General features: G+C 70.0%; 23 protein-coding genes and 1 riboswitch. Of the genes, 20 read left to right on the forward strand and 3 right to left on the reverse strand.

Annotated elements, in window-relative coordinates:
• Nucleotides 1-77 precede the first annotated feature (77 nt).
• Nucleotides 78-1,178 carry a glycine cleavage system aminomethyltransferase GcvT gene (gcvT, locus tag ABZ374_RS31070; protein ID WP_360317287.1) on the reverse strand — a complete coding sequence of 367 codons (1,101 nt, stop codon included), beginning with the start codon at nt 1,176-1,178 and terminating at the stop codon, nt 78-80.
• Nucleotides 1,179-1,536: 358 nt separating this feature from the next.
• A riboswitch (glycine riboswitch) is annotated at nt 1,537-1,630 on the reverse strand.
• Between the two features lie 225 nt (nt 1,631-1,855).
• Here gcvT and ABZ374_RS31075 point away from each other — a divergent pair.
• The 15 genes from ABZ374_RS31075 (at nt 1,856) to ABZ374_RS31145 (ending at nt 17,900) form a co-directional block, all read left to right on the forward strand.
• Nucleotides 1,856-2,587, forward strand: coding sequence for an AAA family ATPase (locus ABZ374_RS31075; RefSeq protein WP_360317289.1), 732 nt, complete (start codon nt 1,856-1,858; stop codon nt 2,585-2,587).
• A 29-nt stretch (nt 2,588-2,616) separates the two neighbouring features.
• Entirely contained in the window at nt 2,617-3,333 is a 717-nt protein-coding gene (locus ABZ374_RS31080) for an enhanced serine sensitivity protein SseB (protein WP_360317292.1), read from the forward strand.
• A gap of 78 nt (nt 3,334-3,411) precedes the next feature.
• Nucleotides 3,412-4,140, forward strand: coding sequence for an enhanced serine sensitivity protein SseB C-terminal domain-containing protein (locus tag ABZ374_RS31085; RefSeq protein WP_360317294.1), 729 nt, complete (start codon nt 3,412-3,414; stop codon nt 4,138-4,140).
• A gap of 308 nt (nt 4,141-4,448) precedes the next feature.
• Nucleotides 4,449-5,444, forward strand: a complete 996-nt coding sequence (locus ABZ374_RS31090; protein ID WP_360317296.1) for an ABC transporter permease — start codon at nt 4,449-4,451, stop codon at nt 5,442-5,444.
• Nucleotides 5,445-5,481: 37 nt separating this feature from the next.
• Entirely contained in the window at nt 5,482-7,251 is a 1,770-nt protein-coding gene (locus ABZ374_RS31095) for an ABC transporter substrate-binding protein (RefSeq protein ID WP_360317298.1), read from the forward strand.
• Between the two features lie 102 nt (nt 7,252-7,353).
• On the forward strand, nt 7,354-8,361 hold the full coding sequence (locus ABZ374_RS31100; protein ID WP_360317300.1) for an ABC transporter permease: 1,008 nt from the start codon (nt 7,354-7,356) through the stop codon (nt 8,359-8,361).
• Nucleotides 8,361-9,461, forward strand: coding sequence for an ABC transporter ATP-binding protein (locus ABZ374_RS31105; RefSeq protein WP_360317302.1), 1,101 nt, complete (start codon nt 8,361-8,363; stop codon nt 9,459-9,461). Before ABZ374_RS31100 ends, ABZ374_RS31105 begins: the two co-directional genes overlap by 1 nt.
• A gap of 68 nt (nt 9,462-9,529) precedes the next feature.
• Entirely contained in the window at nt 9,530-10,813 is a 1,284-nt protein-coding gene (locus ABZ374_RS31110; RefSeq protein ID WP_360317304.1) for an ABC transporter ATP-binding protein, read from the forward strand.
• Between the two features lie 36 nt (nt 10,814-10,849).
• Complete coding sequence (locus tag ABZ374_RS31115; protein ID WP_360317307.1) at nt 10,850-11,521, forward strand: trimeric intracellular cation channel family protein; 672 nt, start codon at nt 10,850-10,852, stop codon at nt 11,519-11,521.
• Between the two features lie 407 nt (nt 11,522-11,928).
• Nucleotides 11,929-13,116, forward strand: coding sequence for a cysteine desulfurase family protein (locus ABZ374_RS31120; RefSeq protein WP_360317310.1), 1,188 nt, complete (start codon nt 11,929-11,931; stop codon nt 13,114-13,116).
• Between the two features lie 85 nt (nt 13,117-13,201).
• Nucleotides 13,202-14,299, forward strand: coding sequence for a tRNA 2-thiouridine(34) synthase MnmA (gene mnmA, locus ABZ374_RS31125; protein WP_360317313.1), 1,098 nt, complete (start codon nt 13,202-13,204; stop codon nt 14,297-14,299).
• Between the two features lie 100 nt (nt 14,300-14,399).
• Nucleotides 14,400-14,735, forward strand: a complete 336-nt coding sequence (locus ABZ374_RS31130; RefSeq protein WP_360317316.1) for a hypothetical protein — start codon at nt 14,400-14,402, stop codon at nt 14,733-14,735.
• The gene (locus tag ABZ374_RS31135; protein WP_360317319.1) at nt 14,732-15,832 is read left to right on the forward strand and encodes a hypothetical protein; all 1,101 of its coding nucleotides are present in this window, start codon (nt 14,732-14,734) and stop codon (nt 15,830-15,832) included. Before ABZ374_RS31130 ends, ABZ374_RS31135 begins: the two co-directional genes overlap by 4 nt.
• Entirely contained in the window at nt 15,825-16,427 is a 603-nt protein-coding gene (locus ABZ374_RS31140) for a hypothetical protein (RefSeq protein ID WP_360317322.1), read from the forward strand. Before ABZ374_RS31135 ends, ABZ374_RS31140 begins: the two co-directional genes overlap by 8 nt.
• Nucleotides 16,428-16,730: 303 nt before the next feature.
• Complete coding sequence (locus ABZ374_RS31145; protein WP_360317325.1) at nt 16,731-17,900, forward strand: DUF2330 domain-containing protein; 1,170 nt, start codon at nt 16,731-16,733, stop codon at nt 17,898-17,900.
• A gap of 18 nt (nt 17,901-17,918) precedes the next feature.
• Here the strand turns inward: ABZ374_RS31145 and ABZ374_RS31150 are convergent, their stop codons facing one another.
• Nucleotides 17,919-19,109, reverse strand: coding sequence for an amidohydrolase family protein (locus ABZ374_RS31150; protein WP_360317327.1), 1,191 nt, complete (start codon nt 19,107-19,109; stop codon nt 17,919-17,921).
• 507 nt (nt 19,110-19,616) lie between these two features.
• Nucleotides 19,617-19,841 (reverse strand): hypothetical protein, encoded by a 225-nt coding sequence (locus ABZ374_RS31155; protein WP_360317330.1) that lies wholly within the window; start codon nt 19,839-19,841, stop codon nt 19,617-19,619.
• Nucleotides 19,842-19,968: 127 nt separating this feature from the next.
• Here ABZ374_RS31155 and ABZ374_RS31160 point away from each other — a divergent pair, with 127 nt between their 5' ends.
• From ABZ374_RS31160 to ABZ374_RS31180, 5 genes are all read left to right on the forward strand, one after another.
• Entirely contained in the window at nt 19,969-20,784 is an 816-nt protein-coding gene (locus ABZ374_RS31160) for a Scr1 family TA system antitoxin-like transcriptional regulator (RefSeq protein ID WP_360317333.1), read from the forward strand.
• Nucleotides 20,785-20,788: 4 nt separating this feature from the next.
• Nucleotides 20,789-20,986, forward strand: a complete 198-nt coding sequence (locus ABZ374_RS31165; RefSeq protein ID WP_360317336.1) for a DUF397 domain-containing protein — start codon at nt 20,789-20,791, stop codon at nt 20,984-20,986.
• Between the two features lie 70 nt (nt 20,987-21,056).
• Entirely contained in the window at nt 21,057-21,245 is a 189-nt protein-coding gene (locus tag ABZ374_RS31170; protein ID WP_360317339.1) for a DUF397 domain-containing protein, read from the forward strand.
• A gap of 73 nt (nt 21,246-21,318) precedes the next feature.
• Nucleotides 21,319-21,507, forward strand: coding sequence for a DUF397 domain-containing protein (locus ABZ374_RS31175; RefSeq protein WP_360317341.1), 189 nt, complete (start codon nt 21,319-21,321; stop codon nt 21,505-21,507).
• A gap of 256 nt (nt 21,508-21,763) precedes the next feature.
• Nucleotides 21,764-22,708, forward strand: coding sequence for a hypothetical protein (locus ABZ374_RS31180; RefSeq protein WP_360317343.1), 945 nt, complete (start codon nt 21,764-21,766; stop codon nt 22,706-22,708).
• The last annotated feature ends 39 nt before the right edge of the window (nt 22,709-22,747 follow it).

The following is a 22,747-nucleotide window of genomic DNA, read 5'->3' on the forward strand; positions in this document are numbered from 1 at the left end:
GTTCCGCAGGTGGGTTTGTAATGGTTTGTGCCGCCGGCCGTGCGCCCGTGTGGGTGGAGGGCGCCGACGGTCGAGGGTCAGGCCCGCTTGTAGAACGGCAGTGCGACCACCTCGACCGGCTCCGCCTTGCCGCGGATGTCCACGGCCAGACGGGTGCCCGGTTCGGCCCGCTCGACGGCCACGTACGCCATCGCGATCGGCACGCCCAGCGTCGGCGAGGGCGCGCCGGAGGTGACCTCGCCGACCCGCTCGCCGGTCTCCGCGTCCACCACCGGGTAGCCCGCGCGCGGGACCCGCTTGCCCGGCGAGGTCAGCCCGACCAGCGTGCGGCGCACGTCCTCCTGCGCGGCGGCCAGCGCGTCGCGGCCGACGAAGTCCTCGGGCTTGTCCAACCGGACCACCCGACCCAGGTTGGCCTCGTACGGCGTGGTCTCCCGGGTCAGCTCGTGGCCGTACAGCGGCATGCCCGCCTCCAGGCGCAGCGTGTCCCGGCAGGACAGCCCGGCCGGCACCAGGCCGTGCGGCTTGCCGGCCGCGAGCAGCGCCTCCCACAGCGCGACCGCGTCGCCGGGCGCGGCGAACAACTCGAAGCCGTCCTCGCCGGTGTAGCCGGTGCGGGCGAGCAGCACCGGGACGCCGGCGACCTCGGTGCGCAGGATCGCGTAGTACTTGAGCGCGGGCAGGTCGGCGTCGGTGAGCGAGCCGACGATCGCGGTGGACGCGGGACCCTGCACGGCGAGCAGCGTGTACTCCTCGGAGGCGTCGCGCACGGCGGCGTCGAAGTTCTCCGAGCGGTACTTCAGGCTGCCCGCGACCACGTCCGCGTTGGACGCGTTGGCCACCACCACGAAGTGCTCGTCGCCCAGCCGGTAGACGATCAGGTCGTCGACGATGCCGCCCTCTTCGGTGCAGATCATCGTGTACCGGGCGCGGTCGATCCCGATCTTCGAGACGAAACCGACCAGGGCGTGGTCCAGCGCACGGGCGGCGTCCGGGCCGGTGACCTCGATCTCGCCCATGTGGGTGAGGTCGAACAGGCCGGCCGTGGTGCGCACCGCGGCGTGCTCGTCGCGCTCGCTTCCGTACCGGAGCGGCATCCGCCAACCGGCGAAGTCGGTCATCGTGGCCCCGAGCGCGTCGTGCACGGCGTCGAGCGGGGTCCGGCGGTCGGTGGTCATGCGAGGGCTCCTTCGAGGGGGCGCCGGCGGGAACACCCGAGGGGCGCGGGCCGGTCGGGGGCATGGCGAACGGCCGCGGGTCCGGTCGGCGCGCACGAGGCGCGGCGCGCGGGCCGGAGGCGGGTGTCGGCGCGGAGGGCGGCGAAAGGGGTCGAGCGGTGCGGCGAATACGACAACAAAGGGGGCTCCCTGCCATGGCTTACAGCCCTTTTCGACCAAGATCGGTCGAAAAGTGGGGTGCCCTCCCCTTCTGTCATCGGAACCTGAGAGCTTCATCGCTGCCGAGCGCATCCGCGCGAAACAGTGATTTGCACCGTGGGTGAACCGCACCAGCGGTGCGATTGCTTTCCAGAAGTGCCTGACCCATGCGGTATCGGTGCCTGAGAGATTCCGGGGAGGAGTTGCTCCTTCGGCGCCCCGCTCGTGGGCGAGGACTCTTCCGCGTGGGGTCGACGGCCGATATGAGGTTGTGCCCGGCATGCTAGCGCGTGTCGTCAATCCCCCGCCGGGGCCGGGGCCGGGACCCGTCGAGTCCGCGGGTCGCGACTTCGGGGCCGCCGATTTCGAGGACTGCCGGCTTCGCGGGCCGCCGTTTTCGAGGGATGGCCACGACGCGCTCGCGCGCGCGGGTGCGACACCATGCGCAGGGCAGGACGGTTCGGGACAAGGGAGGGCTCGTGGAGACGGACTCGGCGGGGGCGCATACCGGCGCCGCGAAGGGCGGCGTGTTGATGCCCCGGTCCGTGCACGACCTCCGGGAGGAGCGCGATCGCCCGGGGGAGCGGATCGGCGACCGGGTGGTGGACGTACTGGCCTATCCGGCCTCGTGCGTGCTCGTGGTGACCGGCCTGCCCGGGGCCGGCAAGAGCACGTTGCTCGCCCGGGTGGTCACCCCGGGGCCGACCGTGGCCGTGCTGGACGCCGACCTGGTCCGGGCTCGCTGGGCGGTGCGCGCCGGGCGCATTCCGTACCGGGCCTATCGGCCGCTGGTGCGGCTCTCGCACTACGGCGAGGTGGCCCGGGCGTTGCGCGGGCCCGGCGCGGTGGTCGTGCACGACAGTGGCCGAAATCCGATCCTGCGTCGGGCGTTGGTGTTCGCCGCCCGTCGGCGCGGCAGTTCGGCGCACGCCCTGTTGTTGGACGTGACCGCCCATCAGGCGCTTTCCGGCCAACGCGCGCGCGGGCGCGGGGTCTCCACACCGGTGTTCGCCCGACATCACCGCGAGTGGCGCGAACTGCTCGCCCGACTGACGCCGTGGCTGGACGCGGGCCCCGCCCTGGCGTCCGCCCCGGGCGGCTTCACCTCGTGCGTATTGCTCGACCGCCCGGCCGCCCGAACACTCAGCCGGATCGTTTTCGCAGACCCCGTACCCGGACAGTCCCGACGGCGGCTGTCGACCGAGTCGTAAACTGCGGCGGACACCAGAGGAGCACCACCATGCCGTTCCCGGCCAATCCCGTGGAGAGCGCGCTCGTCGCGGCGATGCACGACCCGTCCCGGGCCGAGGCTCTCTTCGAGGCCCTGGCCGAGGCGGACGTGTGGGTGCCGCTGCCCGAGGGCGGCAACCCGGCCGACAGCGAACTGACGCTGCCGACCACCGAGATCGACGGCCGGCCGTATGTGCCGGTGTTCTCCTCGGAGGAGGAGTTCCGGCGGGTCGCGGGCCCGATGGCGTGCACGGTCGCGCCGCTGCGCGAGTTCGCCCGCGGGCTGCCGCCGCACGTGGGCATCGCGATCAACCCGGGCGGCGAGGTGGGCATCCCGATTCCGCCGCCGGGCGTACTGGAGCTGGCCCGGCTGCCCGGCGGGGGCCCGCGCGGCGCGCGAGTGCGGCTGTACGAGCCGGACGAGGAGCCGATGGAGTTCCTGATCGCCGCCGCCGCCGAGTTCACCCACGCGCCGGTGATCCTGAGCGCGCGACGCGGCCTGGGCGAGATCGAGTCGGACCCGCCGTGCCTGTTCATCGGGGTCGAACTGGACCGCTGGCAGGAGGAGGACCGCCTGATCGCGGTCGGCGCCCTGGAGCGCGCGCTCGGCCGGGCCGCCTGCCCGTGGCCGGTGAACGTGGTGCTTCTGGACGTTGCGCAGGATCCTGTGGGGGACTGGATGCTGGAGCGGACCGAGCCGTTCTACCTGCGGGCCGACCAGCGCTGAGCCGGCGTCCGGCACCGCCGTGCGCCCATTCGTCGAGATCCGCTCATCGGTACATCATTCGGGTTCGGGGAGGACGTCGTGAACCAGGTCGAGCAGGCCTTGAGCCAGGTGGCGCCCGGGCGCTACGACGCCTACGAGCGGTTGCTCGAAGCGCTCACCGGCGCCCGGGTGTGGATGCTGTTGTGGCAGGGGCAACCGGGCAGTCCCGACGCGCAGTACGGGAACATGGACGTGGCCGGGTGGCGCTACGCCCCGGCGTTCACGTCCGAGGAACAGCTTCGTCTCAGTGGCTGGGATCGCTCGTTCGAAATCTGTCCGGTCACCGAGATCGCCTCCTCGCTGTACACCGACCACTGGGGCCTGTGGCTGAATCCGCACGTCCAGGGCGGCGGCGTCGGCGTGCCCCACCTGGACCTGCGGCGGATCGTCGGCGGCCTGGACCGGTTGCTGGCGGGCCCCCTGGAGGTGGGCGAACCCACCCTGTGGGACCCGGCGTTCTATGCCGTGCTCGGCGGCCAACTGTTCCAGACCCAGGTGGTGCGAGCCGCGCACCGGGCCTGGGTGCGACCCACCGTCGGACCCGAACGCCTCGTCATCGGCCTGCGCCTGACGGACAATCAGCCCGCGACGATGCAGCGCATGCGGGATGCGATGGAACGTGCCTCGGCCGCCGCGCCGGCCGGCCTGACGTTGTCCTCGGTCGCCCTGGACGACCCGTTCGACCCGGTGGCCGCGTGGATGCGCGAACACACCCGGCCGTTCATCGGCATCGACATGCTCGACGAGGCGGCCCGCAACACGCAGTGAGCGAAGATCGGCACACAGTGGCGACATCGGGCAACAGACACTGATGCCCCCAAAAAACTGACGTCACGTCATCAACCGCTGCCTTGTTGTGATTTCGTGACCGATCTACGCGGATCAACCAGCGAATCGGCGCTTCGTAATCACGGTTCAGTAAAGGTATTCCGCGACCCCTGTTGGTGACCCCCGTCACGGAGGAGTCTCACCCGGACGACAGATCCCGAAGATCATCGGGATCGCAATGCCGGGTATGGCGACGGGATCGGCGATCCCGAGCCGCCGTCGCATCCGTGAGCGGGGAGGGTCGATCCATGACGGCACCGATCGAGACCACCGGTGTGGCCCGAGAGGCGCACCCCGAAGCGATCGCCGAGTCCGCCGGCGTCCGCATCGAGGGTCGTTCCCTCGGCCAGATCGCGTGGGCCCGATTCCGTCGCGACAAGGTCGCGATGGCCGGTGGCGTGGTGATCATCTTCATGGTACTCGTGGCGATCTTCGCCCCGGTGATCACCTCCTTCATCGGCGGCGATCCCACCGAGTACCACGACGATCTGCTCGACCCGGTGTTGAACATCCCCAACGGCAGCTTCGGCGGCGCCAGTTGGGACCATCCACTGGGTCTGGAGCCGGTCAACGGCCGGGACATCTTCTCGCGCATCGTCTACGGCGCCCGCATCTCGATGCTCGTGGCCTTCCTCGCCACCCTGCTGTCGGTGGTCCTCGGCGTCGTACTGGGCACCGTGGCGGGCTACTTCGGCGGCTGGATCGACGCGCTGATCAGCCGCGCGATGGACGTCTTCCTGGCCTTCCCGCTGCTCCTGTTCGCGATCGCGATCGGCAGCAGCCTGCAGGGCGAGGCGTTCGGCCTCAAGGGCGACACGCTCCGGGTCACCGTGCTGATCTTCGTGATCGGCTTCTTCAGTTGGCCCTACATAGCCCGCATCGTGCGCGGCCAGACATTGTCGCTGCGCGAGCGGGAGTTCGTGGACGCCGCCCGCAGCCTCGGGGCCACCGATCGGCACATCATCTTCAAGGAGCTGCTGCCCAACCTGGTCGGTCCGATCCTGGTGTATTCCACGCTGCTGATCCCGACCAACATCCTGTTCGAGGCCGCCCTTTCCTACCTGGGCGTCGGCGTGCAGGAACCCACCGCCTCGTGGGGTGGCATGCTCGCGCGCGCCACTCCCCGGTACGAGGACGCACCGATGTTCATGGTCGTCCCCGGAGTCACCATCTTCATCACCGTGCTCGCGTTCAACCTGCTCGGCGACGGCCTTCGAGACGCCCTCGACCCACGCAGCCGCTGAATATCCCGCAAGTCCCCACGAGGAGGCACGACCAGCGATGAAACACCCGGTAACTCGCAGGCGCAGGGCCCAGGCGCTGATCGGCATCGTTGCGGTCACCGCGCTGACCGCAACCGCGTGTGGCGGTGGCAGCGGCGGCTCGAAGAAGAAGTACTCGCCGAGCAACAAGGCCATCACCGAGGTCGTCAACCAGTCGTCCAAGAAGGGCGGGACGCTCAAGCTGGTCAGCTCGGACAAGTTCGACTCGCTCGACCCGGGCGACATGTACTACGCCTCGGCCTGGAACTTCTCCCGGCTGATGGCCCGTCCGCTGCTGACGTTCAAGCCCGCACCGGGCAACGCGAGCTACGAGTTCGCGCCGGACCTGGCCACCGACGTGGGCAAGACCGACGACGGCGGCAAGACCTGGACGTACCACCTGCGCAAGGGCGTCAAGTACGAGGACGGCACCGAGGTCAAGGCCTCGGACGTCAAGTACGCGGTCGAGCGGACCTTCGACAAGGAGATCCTGCCCAACGGCCCGGGCTACTTCGCCCAGTACCTCGACCCGGACAGCACCTACAAGGGCCCGTACAAGGACTCCGCGCCGGACAAGCTGGGCCTGAAGGCGATCGAGACGCCGGACGACTACACCATCGTCTTCAAGATGAAGGAACCGTTCGCGGACTTCAACTACCTCGCCGCGCTCCCGCAGACCGCGCCGGTCCCGCCCGCCAAGGACACCGGCAAGGAGTACGTCAAGCACCCCCTCGCCACCGGCGCGTACATGGTCGACGGCCAGTACGAGCCCGGCAAGGCGGTCAACCTGGTCCGCAACCCGCACTGGGACCCGAGCACCGACCCGCTGCGCAAGGCGCTGCCGGACCGGATCGAACTCCTGGAGAAGCAGGACGCGAACGACGTCGACAACCGGCTCTTCGCCGGCACGGCGCAGCTCGACGTGGTCGGCACCGGGGTCCAGGCCGCCGCCCAGAACAAGATCCTGACCGACGAGAAGCTGGCCGGGAACTCGGACGACGCGGTCTCCGGAGCGCTCGCGTACCTCGCGATCAGCTCGAAGACCCCGCCGTTCGACAACGTGCACTGCCGGCGCGCCGTGCAGTACGCGGTGAACAAGGCGCAGATGCAGCGCGCGGTCGGCGGTGAGGTCGGCGCCGACATCGCGACGAACCTGATGCCGCCGACGCTGGCCGGTTCCAAGGTCGCCGACATGTACCCCAACGGCGAAAAGCACACCGGTGACGTGGCCAAGGCCAAGGACGAGCTCAAGCAGTGCGGCAAGCCGGACGGCTTCAGCACCATCCTCACCGCGCGCAGCAACCGGCCCAAGGAGGTCGCGGGCGCCACGTCGGTGCAGAACGCGCTCGAAAAGGTCGGCATCAAGATCGAGATCCGTCAGTACCCCTCGGGTGACTACTTCACCCAGTTCGCCGGTGTGCCCAAGTGGGTGGCGGACAACAAGGTCGGCATCATGTTCATGCAGTGGGGCCCCGACTTCCCCACCCAGTTCGGCTTCTTCCAGCAGATCGTGGACGGTCGGGCGATCAAGCCCGCCGGTGGCACGAACCTGTCCGAGCTGAACGACCCGGCGGTCAACGGTCTGATCGACCAGGCCACCCGCACGATCGACCCGAACGCGAGCGCGGCCATCTGGCAGCAGTTGGACCAGAAGGTGATGGAGTCGGCGGTGATGGTCCCGTTCGCCTGGACCAAGTCGCTGCTCTACCGCCCGCCGAACGTGACCAACCTGGTCGTCACTCCCGCGTACTCCGGGATGTACGACTACCTCAACATCGGTATCCAGTAAGCCTGCGACGAGGTCAGTAGCCCGAAGGAGAGGTGAAGGCCCGTCAGTTCCGGTGCGGGGAGTGGTGATCCCGCTCCCCGCACCGGACCGGGTCGCCGGCTCATGATTTTCTATCTGCTCAGGCGACTGGCGGGAGCGGTGGTGCTCCTGTTGATCGTCACCATGGCGGTCTTCGCCATCTTCTTCCTCATACCGCGTCTGGGAGGCGCCACAAGCGACCAACTCGCCGCGCGGTACGTCGGCAAGTCACCCAGCCCGGCGGCCATTTCGCAGGTCAAGCACAGCCTCGGGCTGGACAAGTCGGTGCCCGAGCAGTACGGCAAGTTCGTCAAGGGCATGGTCGCCGGCAAGGACTACGACACCGGCGTGCGCAAGGTGCACTGCGCGCCGCCCTGCCTCGGCTTCTCCTTCCGCAACAACCTGGAGGTGTGGCCGCGACTCCAGGACCGGATCCCGGTCACCTTGTCGCTGGCCGCGGGCGCCGCGGTGCTCTGGCTGCTCGCGGGCGTCTCGATCGGGGTGATCTCGGCGCTCAAACGCGGCAGCCTCCTGGACCGCTTCTCGATGGGCTTCGCGCTCGCGGGCGTGTCCCTGCCACCTTTCTTCACCGGCCTGGTGGCACTGGCGTTGTTCAGTTATCAATGGCCGATCTTCAAGGGCGTGCACTACGTGCCGTTCTTCGACAATCCCGGTAGCTGGGCCTGGAACCTGGTGTTGCCCTGGCTGACCCTGGCGTTCCTGTACGCGGCGCTGTACGCCCGACTCACCCGCGCCGGCATGCTCGAAACGATGAGCGAGGACTACATCCGCACCGCCCGGGCCAAGGGCCTGCGCGAACGGGACGTCATCGTCAAACACGGCCTGCGCGCGGCGCTCACGCCGATCCTGACCATCTTCGGCATGGACGTCGGCCTGCTCCTGGGCGGCGCCATCCTGACCGAACAGGTCTATTCGCTCGACGGAATCGGCAAGTTCGCCGTCGAGGCGATCACGCAACAGGATCTGCCCGAAGTGCTCGGCGTGACGATGATCGCCGCCATCTTCGTGATCCTGGCCAACCTCGTCGTGGACCTGCTCTACGCGGTCGTCGATCCCCGGGTGAGGACCTGATGCCCCGACTGCTACCGCGCCGCAAGCGGGAAACCGCGGCCGAAGCACCCAAGCTCGCCCCGGCCGGTCCGCCGCCGGAGAAGGACAACTTCCTCGAAGTGCGCGGCCTGACCGTGCACTTCCCCACCGACGACGGCCTGGTGCGCAGTGTCGACGGGGTGGACTTCGCGCTCCGCCGCGGGCGCACGCTCGGCATCGTCGGTGAATCCGGCTCCGGCAAGAGCGTCACCTCGCTGGCGATCATGGGCCTGCACGGCAACACCAGTGCCCGGATCGGCGGCGAAATCTGGCTGGACGGCCAGGAGTTGGTGCGCTCGACTCCCGAGCAGGTCCGGCTGATGCGCGGCCGGCGGATGGCGATGATCTTCCAGGACCCGATGTCCTCGATGCACCCGTTCTACACGGTGGGCCACCAGATCATCGAGGCCTACCAGGTGCACAACGAGGTCTCCAACAAGCAGGCCCGGTCGCATGCGATCGACCTGCTCGGCCGGGTCGGCATCCCGCGTCCGGACCGGCGCGTGGACGACTACCCGCACCAGTTCTCCGGCGGCATGCGCCAGCGGGCGATGATCGCGATGGCGCTGAGCTGCGACCCGGAACTGTTGATCGCGGACGAGCCGACCACCGCGCTGGACGTCACCGTGCAGGCCCAGATCCTGGACCTGATCCGGGACCTGCAACGGGAGTTCAACTCCGCAGTGATGATGATCACGCACGACCTGGGCGTGGTCGCCGAACTCGCCGACGACGTACTGGTGATGTATGCCGGTCGGGCGGTCGAGCACGGCCCCTCGCGGACCCTGTTCGAGCAGCCCCGACACCCGTACACCTGGGGCCTGTTGGGCTCGTTGACCCGGCTCGACCGGGATCGCCAGGAACGGCTGATGCCGATCAAGGGCAGCCCGCCGAGTCTGATCTCGCTGCCCTCGGGCTGTGCGTTCCGCACCCGTTGCCCGTACGCGGACCACAACGACGGGCGGGAGAAGACCGAGGTCCCGCAGTTGGTCGAGATCGAGCCGGGCCACCGGACCGCGTGCCACCTGGACGTCCAGGAGCGCGAGCGGATCTGGACCGAGGACATCAGGCCGCGCCTGTGAGCGAGACGGCGAAAAGCAAAGGGAACGGGAACGCTGAAGTGACCGAGGGCGCCCGAGCGGGAGACGACGTGAAAGCTGCGCAGGCCGCCGATTCTTTGGACGTGCCGGAGTCGGACGCGCGGGAGCGGGACGTGCTGGTGCGGGTGCGTGGGCTGCGCAAGCACTTTCCGATCCGGGCCGGGATGACTCGGCGCCGGGCCGGAGCGGTCAAGGCCGTGGACGGGCTCGACTTCGACATCCGTGAGGGCGAGACGCTGGGTCTGGTGGGCGAGTCCGGCTGCGGCAAGTCGACCACCGGGCGGATGGTGATGCGGCTGCTCGAACCCACCGAAGGCACCATCGAGTTCGGCGGGCGCGACCTCACCGGGCTCTCCCGAGGGCAATTGCGGCCGCTGCGGCGCGACTTCCAGATGATCTTCCAGGACCCGCAGTCCTCGCTGAACCCCCGGCACACGGTCGGCACCATCGTCGGGCTGCCGTTCCGGCTCCAGAAGGTGACCCCCGAGGGCGGCATCAAGAAGGCCGTGCAGGAGTTGTTGGAGCTGGTCGGGCTCAGCCCCGAGCACTACAACCGCTACCCGCACGAATTCTCCGGTGGGCAGCGGCAGCGGATCGGCATCGCCCGGGCGTTGGCGCTGCGGCCCAAACTGGTGGTCGCCGACGAACCGGTGTCCGCGCTGGACGTGTCGATCCAGGCGCAGGTGGTCAACCTGTTGGACGACCTGCAGAGCGAGTTCGGGCTGACCTACCTGATCATCGCGCACGACCTGTCGGTGGTTCGGCACACCAGCGACCGGGTCGCGGTGATGTATCTCGGCAAGATCGTCGAGATCGCGGACCGGGAGGATCTCTACTCCTCGCCCAAGCACCCGTACACCGTCGCGCTGATGTCGGCCGTCCCGGTGCCGGATCCGGCCCGGCGCGAGACCCGCGAGCGCATTCTGCTCAAGGGCGACGTGCCCAGCCCGATGGACCCGCCGCCGGCCTGCCGCTTCCACACCCGGTGCTGGAAGGTGCAGGACATCTGCAAGACGCAGGAGCCGCCGCTGGCCGAGATCGTCGGGCGGCACCAGGTGGCCTGCCACTTCCCGGAGAACATGCCGGCGGGGGTGGGCGGCGGGGGCGAGGTCGTCGAGTTGGTGAAGCCGGCGGCGCCGGTGGCGGACGCGCCTGAGGTGGCCGCACCTGCCAAGGAAGTGGCTGCCGAGGCCGCGCCTGCGGAGGACGCGTCCGCGACGGACACGCCCGTGGCGGAGTCGGCGCCCGAGGCCGTCGAGGCCGGTGGGGAGCCTGCGGCGGAGGGTGCCGTCGAGTCCGACGGGAAGGACACACCGCCCTCACCGGCCCCATGAGTAGCGGGCCGTACCCGGCGGTGTAGAACATCCGTTATGTCGCCCGAGGTGCCGCCCGAGATCTTTCACCACACACTTCAGCAGGTCCTGGACCTGCTCGGCATCTTCGTGTTCGCGGCGGCCGGCGCCCTGATGGCCGTCCGGAAGAACTTCGACGTCATCGGGATCGCCCTGCTCGCCGAGGTCACCGCCCTCGGCGGTGGGGTGATCCGCGATGTGATCATCGGGTCGGTGCCTCCGGCGGCCTTCACCGATCTCGGTTACTTCACCACCCCGCTGCTCGCCGCCGGCCTGGTCTTCTTCCTGCACCCCCAGGTCGAACGCATCATGTCCGCGATCGACGTGCTGGACGCGGCCGGGCTCGGCCTGTTCTGCGTGACCGGCACCGCGAAGGCGTACGCGTACGGCCTGAATCCCATTCCGGCCGCCGCGCTCGGGGTGACCACCGCCGTCGGCGGCGGCGCGATGCGCGACGTGCTGGCGCGCGAAGTGCCCACGCTGCTGCGCTGGGACAAGGAGATCTACACCTTCCCGGCGCTGCTCGGCGCGGGCATCACCGCCGCGCTGATCGAGTTCGACCTGTTCGGGCCGGTGACCGCGACGGCGGCGGTGACCTTCGCGTTCCTGCTCCGGGTACTCGCGCTCCGGCGCGGGTGGCGGGCGCCGCGCGCGTGGCGCCGGAACTCGGGCACCAGTGTCGAGGAGTAGGTCGAGCAGTGGGTCGAGGGCCGGCGAGCCGACGGCGGGCGCGCCGCACGCTCGGGGTGGCCGCGGGCCCGCAGGAGTTCGGCTCGACCCGGTACGGGCGACTTCACCGCTTCACCGGCAGGCGCGGTGCCACCACTCACAGGGGTGGACCGGGCCCGATTCGGCTCGACACGCGTTGCACCAGGATGTGTGGGAGAGCCGGCATCCGTCGACCTACGACCACCGGCCGAGACGACCGGATCCGAAGGACGAGCGCCCGCGTCGGCGACTCGTCGCGTACGCGCCCGCGATGCCGGTGTCCCGGCGCTTGTGGCTCGGCCGATTCCTGCCCGGAGGGCCCCGTTACGGACGGGTGTACGGCCGCCCGCGCCGGCGCCCACGCGTACCCGACTAAGCTTCGCAGTGCGATGGCCTACTTCGATCACGCGGCGACCACCCCGATGCGCCTTTCGGCAATCCGGGCGATGACCGTACAGCTCGCCCGACTCGGCAACCCGTCCTCGCTGCACGCCTCCGGCCGACGCGCGCGCCGCACGGTGGAGGAGTCCCGCGAGTCGCTGGCCCATGCGCTGGGCGCGCGACCCAGCGAGATCGTCTTCACCGCAGGCGGCACCGAGGCCGACAACCTCGCGGTCAAGGGGATCTACTGGTCCCGTGTGGCGGCGGACCCGGCGCGACGGCGGATACTCGTCAGTCCGGTCGAGCACCACGCCGTGCTCGACCCCGTGTTGTGGCTGGAGTCGGCCGAGGGCGCGGTGGTCGAGTGGCTGGACGTGGACGCCGACGGCCGGGTGCAACCGGACACCCTGCGGGCGGCGATCGAGCGTGATCCGGCGTCGGTGGCGCTGGTGACGGTGATGTGGGCCAACAACGAGGTCGGCACGGTCGAACCGATCGCTGAGCTGGTCGAGATCGCGCACGAGTTCGGCATCCCGTTCCACTCCGACGCGGTGCAGGCGGTCGGCCAGATTCCGGTCGACTTCTCGGCGACCGGCCTGGACGCGATGACCGTCACCGGGCACAAGCTGGGCGGCCCGGGCAACTGCGGCGCGCTCGTGCTCGGGCGCGGCATCACGCCGGTGCCGGTGCTGCACGGCGGCGGCCAGGAGCGCGACGTGCGCTCGGGCACGCTGGACACCGCGGCGATCGCCGCATTGGCGGTGGCGGCCGAGGAGTCGGTGCGCGAACAGGCACAGTACGCGCGGCGAGTGGGCGCGCTGCGCGACGAGTTGGTGCGGCGGATCATGGCGGCGGTGCCGGACGCGCAGCTCAACGGGGATCGGCGGCTCGACCCGGCGTACCGGTTGCCGGGCAACGCGCACTTCTCCTTCCCGGGCTGTGAGGGCGACTCGCTGCTGTTGTTGCTCGACGCGCGCGGGATCGAGTGCTCGACCGGCTCGGCCTGCTCGGCGGGCGTCGCCCAGCCGAGTCACGTGCTGCTCGCGATGGGGGCGGACAGCGCCAGGGCGCGCGGATCGCTGCGGTTCAGCCTGGGGCACACCACCACCGAGGCCGAGGTCGCGGAACTGGGGGAGGCGATCCTGCCGGTGGTCACCCGGGCCCGATCGGCGGGTTCGGTGGCGGCGCGGCGGTAGGCCCCGGGCTCTCGGGCCCGGTCGGGTAATCCCCTCGGGGGTCGGCGGTGCGACCACGTACTCTTGAGGCGCTATGTCTGATCACATGCTTCCTCCTGCCAACGGCCGCCTGCGGGTGCTCGCCGCCATGTCCGGCGGAGTCGACTCCGCCGTTGCCGCCGCGCGAGCGGTCGAGGCCGGACACGACGTGGTCGGTGTCCACCTCGCGCTCTCGGCGAAACCCGCGACGCTGCGCGAGGGGGCCCGGGGCTGTTGCACGATCGAGGATTCCCGGGACGCGCGGCGGGCCGCGGACATGATCGGCATCCCGTTCTACGTGTGGGACATGGCCGAGCGTTTCCGCGAGGACGTCATGGACGACTTCGTGGCCGAGTACAAGGCCGGGCGCACGCCGAATCCGTGCCTGCGCTGCAACGAGAAGATCAAGTTCGCGGCGCTGCTGGACAAGGCGCTCGGGCTCGGCTTCGACGCGGTGTGCACCGGGCACTACGCGCAGATCGTCGAGCACCCGGACGGCTCGCGTGAGCTGCATCGCTCGATCGACATGGGCAAGGACCAGTCGTACGTGCTGGGCGTGCTCGATACCGACCAACTCGCGCACGCGATGTTCCCGCTGGGCGGAGACACCAAGGGCGATGTGCGGCTGGAAGCCGAGCGGCGCGACCTCGCGGTGGCGAAGAAGCCGGACAGCCACGACATCTGCTTCATCGCCGACGGCGACACCCAGGGCTTCCTGGCCAAGCACCTGGGCACCGAGCGCGGCGACATCGTGGACGCGACCGGCACCAAGCTCGGCGAACACGACGGCGCCTACGCCTACACGATCGGCCAGCGCAAGGGCCTGCGCATCGGCCGCCCCGCGGCCGACGGCAAGCCGCGCTACGTGCTGGACATCTCGCCGGTCCACAACACCGTCACGGTCGGCCCGGTCGAGGCCCTCGATGTGGACCGCCTGGTCGGCATCCGCCCCCGCTGGTGCGGCCCGGCCCCGGTGGGCGAGGTGACCTGCACGGCCCAGGTCCGCGCCCACGGCGAGGAGACGCCCGCCATCGCGGAGGCGGTCGGCGACGAGGTCCGCGTGCGCCTGGCCGAGCCGATCCGAGGCATCGCCCGGGGACAGGCGGTGGTCCTGTACGACGGCACGCGCGTCATCGGCTCGGCGACGATCGACGGGACGGCGTAGGCGGAGGGCCGCCGTCCGTCCCGCAGCCGTCCTTCCCGGCCGCGGGGCCGGCCCGCTAGCTTTTCTCCCGACTGGTGAACCAACCACGGGGGAGGAAAGAATGTCCCAAGCTTTCGAGGTCGACGCCGAGCAGTTGACCCAGGCCGGGGCGCAACTGGGCGAAGCAGCGGGGGCGTTACGGTCGAGCAGTGACCTGGTGGTGCGAATGCCGCATCCCGACACGTACTCGGCCACCTCCGCCGCCACCACCGAACGAGCCTTCGAGTACGTGGCGAAGGCATACGCGACCGTGGCCGAACAGGTCGAGGGCGCTCGCCGCGGGCTGGGGGCGAACGCGGCGCAGTACACCTCCACGGAGATCCGGAACAAGGATTCGTTCGCGGTCCCGCCCGCGCCCGCGCGATCCCGGATCGCCGCGATGTTCGAGGACCGGTGAGCGACGTCCGGGCCCTGGTCCCCGGCGACCCGATGTCCGTGCGCACCGCCGCCGGCAACCTCCTGCTCAACTGCATGGGCGCCGGCCGCGCCAACGAGACCCTGGGCCGAGTCGTGGAACAGACGTCGGCCACCTGGAAGGGCACCGCCGCCGAGGGCCTCCGGGCCGAACTGGGCGTTCGGCGGGCCCGGTTGACCGAGCTCTCCGATCGCGTCGGGGTCATCGTGCAGGCCCTGTACGGCTATGCCGACGCGCTTGCCACCGCCCAGGCGACCGCCGGTCGTTGTCTGGAGATCGCCGCGCAGTTGGGGATGGACCCCGTCCTGGTCGAGCAGTCGGCCATGCGGCCGGAACTGCTCATCCCGCAGTCCTACGACTGCGGCCCGACGGGCCGGCTGACCGATGCCGACATGGCACAACGCGCGGGTCTGGCCCAGGAGTTCAATCGGCTGCTCGCGGAGGCGCGAGCCAAGGCCGTCGAGGCCGACTACGCGCTCGAACGCACCATGCGGGTGCCGCTGAACGAGATAGCCACGCAATACCAGGTCGGTGACCAGGAGTTGGTCGATTTCGCGCCCAACCCGATCGAGAGTCGGATTCCCCATCTCAACGACCGGCGGCCCGCATCCGAGCAAGCCATGCTGCTTGAACTCTCCACCGAGGAGCGGGCCCTGTACATGTTGATCGGCAATCAGGCGTGGGAGGAGTGCCGCAAGCGATTCCCCGGCCAGGGCGAGCTCGAAGGCCATGCCGACGCGTTTCGACACACCTACTGGAATGCGTTGTTGGTCCGGAATTTCGGGCCGGAATGGACCGCGCGGTACACGACGGCGCACGAGATGGGCGCGGACCCGGATCCACTCAAGCGCACCTCCGAGTCGATGGACCTCTTCAACAACGAGGTCGGTCGACGGGTCGCCGTCGAAGCGAACGGCAAGTCGACCGAGGAACTGGCGGACATGGTGGAACACGCCGTGCGCAACGGGCAGACCGTGGTGGTCGGGGCCGACGGGCAACTTACCTACAGCGACTACGTACCACCCGGTCGCACCTGGGACGCGGATCGCAAAGGCAAGACGGAGTCGTTCGATGTCTGAGGAGCTGGACGACGCGGAATTCGAGATCGGAGCGGACGACGAGGGCGAAGAGGTCGGGGAGTCGGCGGATTGGAAGTCGCCGCTCATCGGGTGCCTGATCGGGGTGCTGATTACGCCGTTTGTGCTGGTGGGCGGGTTATACGCGGCGTCGGGGAGTTTTCGGTCCCTGGTGTCGGAGGTGTTTCGGCAGGAGGACGAGCGTTCCTTCCGGGAGCGGGCGCAGCGGGACATCTGTCGGGATGGGGTGCTGCGGCTGCGGGATGTGACGGACTTCGCCTGGGACACCGTCCATCTGGGCGCCGCCGAGGACACCATGGTGCGGCAGTACGGCGAATCGGTACGGCTGCCTCGCAGCAGCGACGACGAGCCGGTCACCTTCGTGTTCGTGAAGGGACGGGAAGCGGTGCGGACGTACGAGGTGGGGGGCGCCGTCCACGTCCGTGCCGGGGATCGCCCGTGGAGCCGGGAGGTGTATCTCCGCCTGGACGAGAAGCCGCCCGCGCCGGGCACGTTGGCAAGTCCGCAGGTGGGCGAGGGCGGCTTGCCCGCGGTCGTCGACAGCGCCACGCGGGAGCGGGTCTGCGGCGGGAAGTGAGGACGGGGCACCGGGGCCACCCTCGCCGATGGCGGGGTCGGCCCCCGGGCCGGGGGTGGTACCCGGGGGCCGATGCGTGCCCGCACGGCGTGCCCGCACCGCCTTCGACGCCGTGCGGGCTGTCTGGGCGTCACCGACGATGCCGGCCGGGGCGCGGGGGCGGGAGCAACGAAAGTTGATCGTGGTCATCCGAAGGTTGTCGAATGCGGCTCGGTGCTTCCGCTCCGCGTTGGGCGTCGGCGGAACCGGATCGGTGTGCGGCGCGTCGCAACGGTGTTCGGTGTTGCGACGGGGAGTGGTGACGTGGTGGGTGTGCGGGGGGCCTGGTGGGATCGGGCACTGCGGTTGTTGTTGGCCGTGGTGTCGATCCAGGTGTTGATGGTGGCGCAGCCGGCGTGGGCCTGCGGGTGCGGGGCGGCCGTGCCGGCCGGTGGGCGGACGTTGGCGGTCGGGCAGGAGACGTCGGTGGTGCGCTGGGACGGGCGTACCGAGGAGATCGACATGCGGCTGACCGTGTCGGGGGACGCGGAGCAGGCGGCGTGGATCATGCCGGTGCCGACGCGGGCGAGCGTGACGCTCGGGAACGGGGCGCAGTTCGGCGAGTTCGAGCGGGTGGTGGCGCCGGTCGAGCGGGTTCGGCACCACTTCTGGCCGAGGTCGGGGGAATGGCCCTTCGACGACTCGAAGGGCGACAGGTCGTCCCGTGCGGCGGCCCCGCCGGGATCGGGCGGGGTCGAGGTGGTCGGGCGCGAGCGGTTGGGCCCGTTCGACGTCGCGCGGCTCGCGGCCGACGACCCGAAGGCGTTGGGGAGTTGGCTCACGCAGAACGGCTTCCAGTTGCCCGCCGCGCTCGCGACCGCGCTGGAGCCGTACGTGCGGCAGCGCTGGGAGTACGTGGCGATCCGGCTCGCGCCCGAGGCGCCCGCCGGCGGCACCGGCCGGCCGGCGACCCTGCGCGGCGCGCTGGATCCGCTGCACCTGAGTTTCGCCTCGGATCGACTGGTCTACCCGATGCGCCTGTCCCAACTGGCCAAGGTGCCTCAACACTTGCGGCTGTACGTGGTCGCCGCGCACCGCATGGAGCCGCGCTCGGACATCGGCGGCAGGGCTCCGCAGGTGTTGTACGCAGGTCGCCCCGGCAGCGGTGGATCGACCGGGATACCGGTCGGGTTGGCCCCGATCGATGGCAAGCCGGCCTTCCTGACCGCGCTCGACCAGGACTTCCCGACCCCCGCCACCATCACCGACGATCACGAACTGCTCGTCGCCGCCCACGACAAGGGCTATCAACGAGCCACCTACCGGGACGAGTTGCTGAAGGTGGCCGGGATCCCGGTCTGGCTCCTCTCGGTGCTCGGCGCGCTCGTCGTGCTGCTCGTCGCGGGCCTGGCATGGCGGCGACGTCGCGGCACCCGCAGGCCGCCGATCGCACCCGGGCCGATCCCGCCGCGCCCGACGCACGCGCCGAGCTGATCCGCCGTCGCGGCGGCGTCAGGCGAGATCCGCCCAGACGCCGCCGACCATGACCGCCGTGACGGCGGTGAGCGCCTCGATGCGGTCGAGCGGATTGCCCGCGCACAACAGCAGGTCGGCGTCGTGGCCCGCGCGGAGTCGGCCCTTGCGGTCGCCCAGCCCGGTCGCATCGGCGGCGACGGAGGTGGCCGAGGCGATGGCCTCGGCCGCCGCGACGCCACCGGCGACCAGATCGGCGATTGCCGTCGGCAGGTTCCCGTGCGGCTTGCCCGAGCTGATCCCCGAGTCGGCTCCGGAGACGATGCGGACCCCGGCCCGGTGCGCGCGAGCCACGTGGCCGAACCGGACCTCCGGGGTCGCCCCGATGCGCTCCAGCATCTCGCGGACCGCCGGCGGCGGGACCACGTCGGGGTTCGTTCCGAGCGTGGGACACACGGCGATCCGCCGTACCGCGAGTCGGTGCAGCAGGTCGTCGGAGATCCGCACGCCCCGGTCGGTCAGGCAGGTGAAGTGCTCGATGCCGTCGGCGTCCGCGTCGAGAGCCTGTTCGACGGCGGACAGGCCGTGTGCGTGCACGGTCACCGGCAGCCCGGCGGCGTGCGCCTCGTCCACGATCAGGCGCAGCTCGGCCAGGGTGAACTGACAGCGCATCACATCGGTACCCGGGGTCATCGTGCCCCCGCTGCCCATCACCTTGACCACGTCCGCACCGCGCTCGGCCCGCTCCCGAACGGCCGCACGCAGCCCATCGGGACCCGCCGCCTCACCGCCGAGCCGCCAGCAATGCCCCCCGACGCTGGTGATCGGCGGCCCGGCGGCCAGAATCCTCGGCGCGGGCGTGCCGTCCGCGGCCCGATCGCGCCGCCGCAGCACCGACCAGTCGCGATCGCCGAGATCGCGCACCACGGTTACGCCGACGGCCAGTTGCCGCCGCAGCGAGTCGGTGATCACGGCGTCGAGCCGGTCGGGGGAGTAGTCGGGCAGTCGGTCGAGTGCGCCGTCCAGGCCGTCCCCGCCGAGGTGGCTGTGCAGATCGAACAGGCCCGGGAGCACGGTCGCCCCCGGATGCTCGACCACCTGCCAGCCGTCCGGCACGGGAGCCCCAGCCGGCTCCAGGCCGACGATGCGTCCTTGGGCCACGAACACCGCTACCGGCCCGTTCACGATGCGCTCGCCGTCGAAGGCCCGCGCCGCTCGGATCACCTGCATCTCGTCTCAACGTCCTTGTTGTCGGTGAGGCATCGTGCGGCCTCGGTTTCGATGGGGCCGTGCGGTGTGATCCCCTTCGCCGGCCGGGGGACCGCGATGGGGCTCGGTCCCGGGGCAGTTGCTCCCGATGGGGGTGTGGCGTTGCGGACCGGTCGGCCGCGTCCTTGGAGCCCGGGTCCGGGATCACGAGCGAGGTGACGGCGATCCCGACAAGGGACAAGGACGACAGCTCGGAGCCGAAGACGAGCCCGAACGCACCGGCGACCGGCCCGGCACAATTCTCGCCCCCGGTGGGGGCCTTCACACGAAATCACCCGAAGTGGCAGTCGTGCAGGGTGCGAACCTGCCGGTCGTTGCCCAGGGCCGGGCCGCGACCACCGCGACCCGACCCCGCCCGCGCCTCCTCGGCCGCCCGTCGACGCCCGATCCGCGCGGGTCCGCCGCCGCCCCATGGCCGGACGGGGGGCGAAGGGCCCTGTGGTGAAGGGAATCCCGGCGTAGGGGAGTTCACCCCATCGGACAGTTCGCCGAGCAGGTGCACGGCGGGTCCGGGACGGGCCACGGATCGCGCGAGGACCGCTTGTGCCGCTCCGGCGGTACGACGACGCTGACCCCTTCCGGGCCGACCCGGTACACGGCGATGGTGATGCCGCTGCCGGGCGGCTCGGGGATCGATTCCGCGTCCGCGTCGGCGAGATGCGAGCCGGTGGGCTTCCGGAGCGGGTGGTTCATGACAAGGTGCCTTTCGTTGACATACAGCTCAATGCAGTTGTTTGTATGCCAAGAGTGATCACCAGGGCCTACGATCGACAGGGGCCGGGGTTGACTTCGTTCGCTTTCAACGATTTCTGGGGGCAATGTGTCCGCAGCCACCGAACTGGACCCCTCGGCGTCCGTACTCACGTTCTATGCGACCGAGTTCCGGCGCGAGCGCGAAAAGCTCAGGATGACCCAACGCGCGATGGCCAAACGAGCCTGGATGGCCCCATCGCTGCTCAACAAGATCGAGTCGGCAAAGCGCCTGCCGACGGAAGCCCTCTCGAAGCTGGCCGACGAACTCTTCGGCACGGGCGACCGGTTCCAGCGACTGTGGCCGTTGGTGATCCGGTATGCATATCCGGCGTGGTTCAGGCCGTTCGTCGAACTCGAAGAGGCCGCGTCGATCATCAAGTCGTTTCAGGTGCAGGTCGTGCCCGGGTTGCTTCAGACGGAGCGGTACGCCCGCGCTGTGCTGGCGGCTGGACGTCTTGACCTGAACGACCTGGATGAGCAGGTCAGTGCTCGTTTGCAACGCCAGCGCACTCTCGAACGCGAGGAGCCTCCCGAGTTCCGCGCTGTATTCGACGAGAACGTCTTGCGCCGTGTTTGGGGCGGGCGTGACGTGGTGCGAGAACAGCTCGAACGAGTGCTTGAGTTGGCCGAGCAACCTCGCTTCGTGATCCAGGTGCTTTCATACGAATCGGGGGGTCACGCAGGGGTTGGCGGGCCGTTCACAGCGCTTACGCTGGATGAAGGACCAGACGTGGTCTACGTGGATGGATTTCTGCAGGGCCAGATCCTGGCAGCTCCGGTGGATGTGAAGGCGGCTCGGCGCGTCTACGATCTGCTGGTTGCCGAGGCCCTTTCGCCCACGCGGTCAATCGACCTGATCGCTTCCGTGCTGAAGGAACTGTGAGCCCATGATCACAAACGCAACAATGCCCCACCGTTGGCGGAAGAGCAGTTACAGCACCAACAACGGCGGTGACTGTGTCGAGGTTGCCACCACCCTCGCCGCCGTCCCCGTCCGCGACAGCAAGGCCCCCGCGCTCGGCCATCTCACCATTGCCCCCGCCGCCTGGTCCGTCCTGCTGACCGCCTTGCACGCGACCCGATGAACCCCCGTGCTCCGCCGCCTACTTCCGGGCGGCGGAGCCCGGATCGTCCACGAAAGGACCCCATGAGCCCATGACTGGCCCCACGTCCCACCGTTGGCGAAAGAGCAGTCACAGCAGTGACAACGGCGGTGACTGTGTCGAGGTTGCCGACGGCTTCGCCGCCGTCCCCGTCCGCGACAGCAAGGCCCCCGCCCTCGGCCACCTCACCATTGCCCCCGCCGCGTGGTCGGCCCTGCTGGCGACCCTGCACGCAGCCTGACCAACTCCCGGGTTCCGCCGCCCACTTCCGGATGACGGAGCCCGGATCGTCCACGAAAGGACCCCGTGAGCCCATGACCGGTCCCACGCCTCACCGTTGGCGAAAGAGCAGTCACAGCAGCAACAACGGTGGCAACTGCGTCGAGGTTGCCTCCGTCCTCGCCGGCGTCCCCGTCCGAGACAGCAAGACCCCCACCCTCGGACACCTCACCATCGCCCCCGCTGCGTGGTCCGCCCTGCTGACCACCCTGCACGCGGCCTGACGGATCATCAGGCTCCTTCACCGCGCGGGTGTGGCAAGATCGGGCGCATGATCTCCAGAATCGAGTCCTCCGTCCGCCTGTGAGCGAGACGCCCGGGACTGGACTGCCCGGCACCCCCATCACGCTGTTCAGCCATGCGCTCCGGCTCCATCAACAGACGCCGGACCAGCCCCTTCCACGTGAAGGCCAGCCGTATCCCGACGCGGAACGGCGACAGCGGGAAGCATCTCCTGAAGCGCCACGAGACCGGACCCTCGTGGGGACCGACGTCGCCCGAATCCTCGACGAACACTTCGCGGATCCGAACGCGTCGCCGAAGCTGTTGGCCGACCGCTTCCACGGCCTCTACATCCCGATCCACCACAACGACAACATCGCCGCCGCCGCCCGCAGGGCCGGGGAGAGCCGGAGCCGCGAGGCCGGCCGGTGGTTGGTGCGGCACGGGACCGATACCGACCCGGTCACCATCGGGCTTGCCCTGCTCGCCGAAGTCGGCACGGCGGACGACATCCCGCTGATCCAGACCATCGGACTGCTCTCCCTCACGTTCGGTCCGCTCGCGGCTCATGCCCTCGAACGCCTGCCCGACGGGGCGACCGCACTGATCTGGCTGGCCGAACGGGTCACCGGATGGGGCCGGGTCTACGTGGTGGAGTCCCTGTGTCGGCTCACCGACGAACACCCCGCCGTCCGGCCCTGGTTGCTGCGCCGCGCCGCCGACGGTGACTTTCTCAACGCCTACTTCGCCGGCCGGGTCGCACACGTCGCCAGGCTGCACGAAGCCGTCGCGGACTTCGGGAACGATGCCGAACTGTTCGACCAGGCGACCCTGATCCTGCACACGATGACCTACTCCGAAGGCATGGGCGAGACCCTGCGCCACTACCCACACAGCGCCCCCGTGCTGGAGGCGTACGTCCGACACCTCGAACGCGTCGAGCCGGCGGCCCGGCACTACTTCGTCGCCGCGACGATCGCCCACTACCTGACCAAGGAGAAGCCCGAACGGCCCGAATTCGAGCTGCGTTGGCAGCAGATCCGAGCCTCCTGCCTCGCACTCCTCGACCGGCACGACTGGTGCGACACGGCCCGGCACGGCCTCGCCGCCGAGGACGCCCGGCTGACCTGGCTCGCGGACTCCGTGGCGGCGGAACTCGAACTGCGCGCCTTCCTCGACGACCGACCGGAACCCGAGGCGTAACGAACACCCCGCAGCGCCGGCCGCCCCGTCCCCACCGGG

Origin of the sequence: Embleya sp. NPDC005971, assembly GCF_040629175.1 — a bacterium.
GTDB lineage: Bacteria > Actinomycetota > Actinomycetes > Streptomycetales > Streptomycetaceae > Embleya.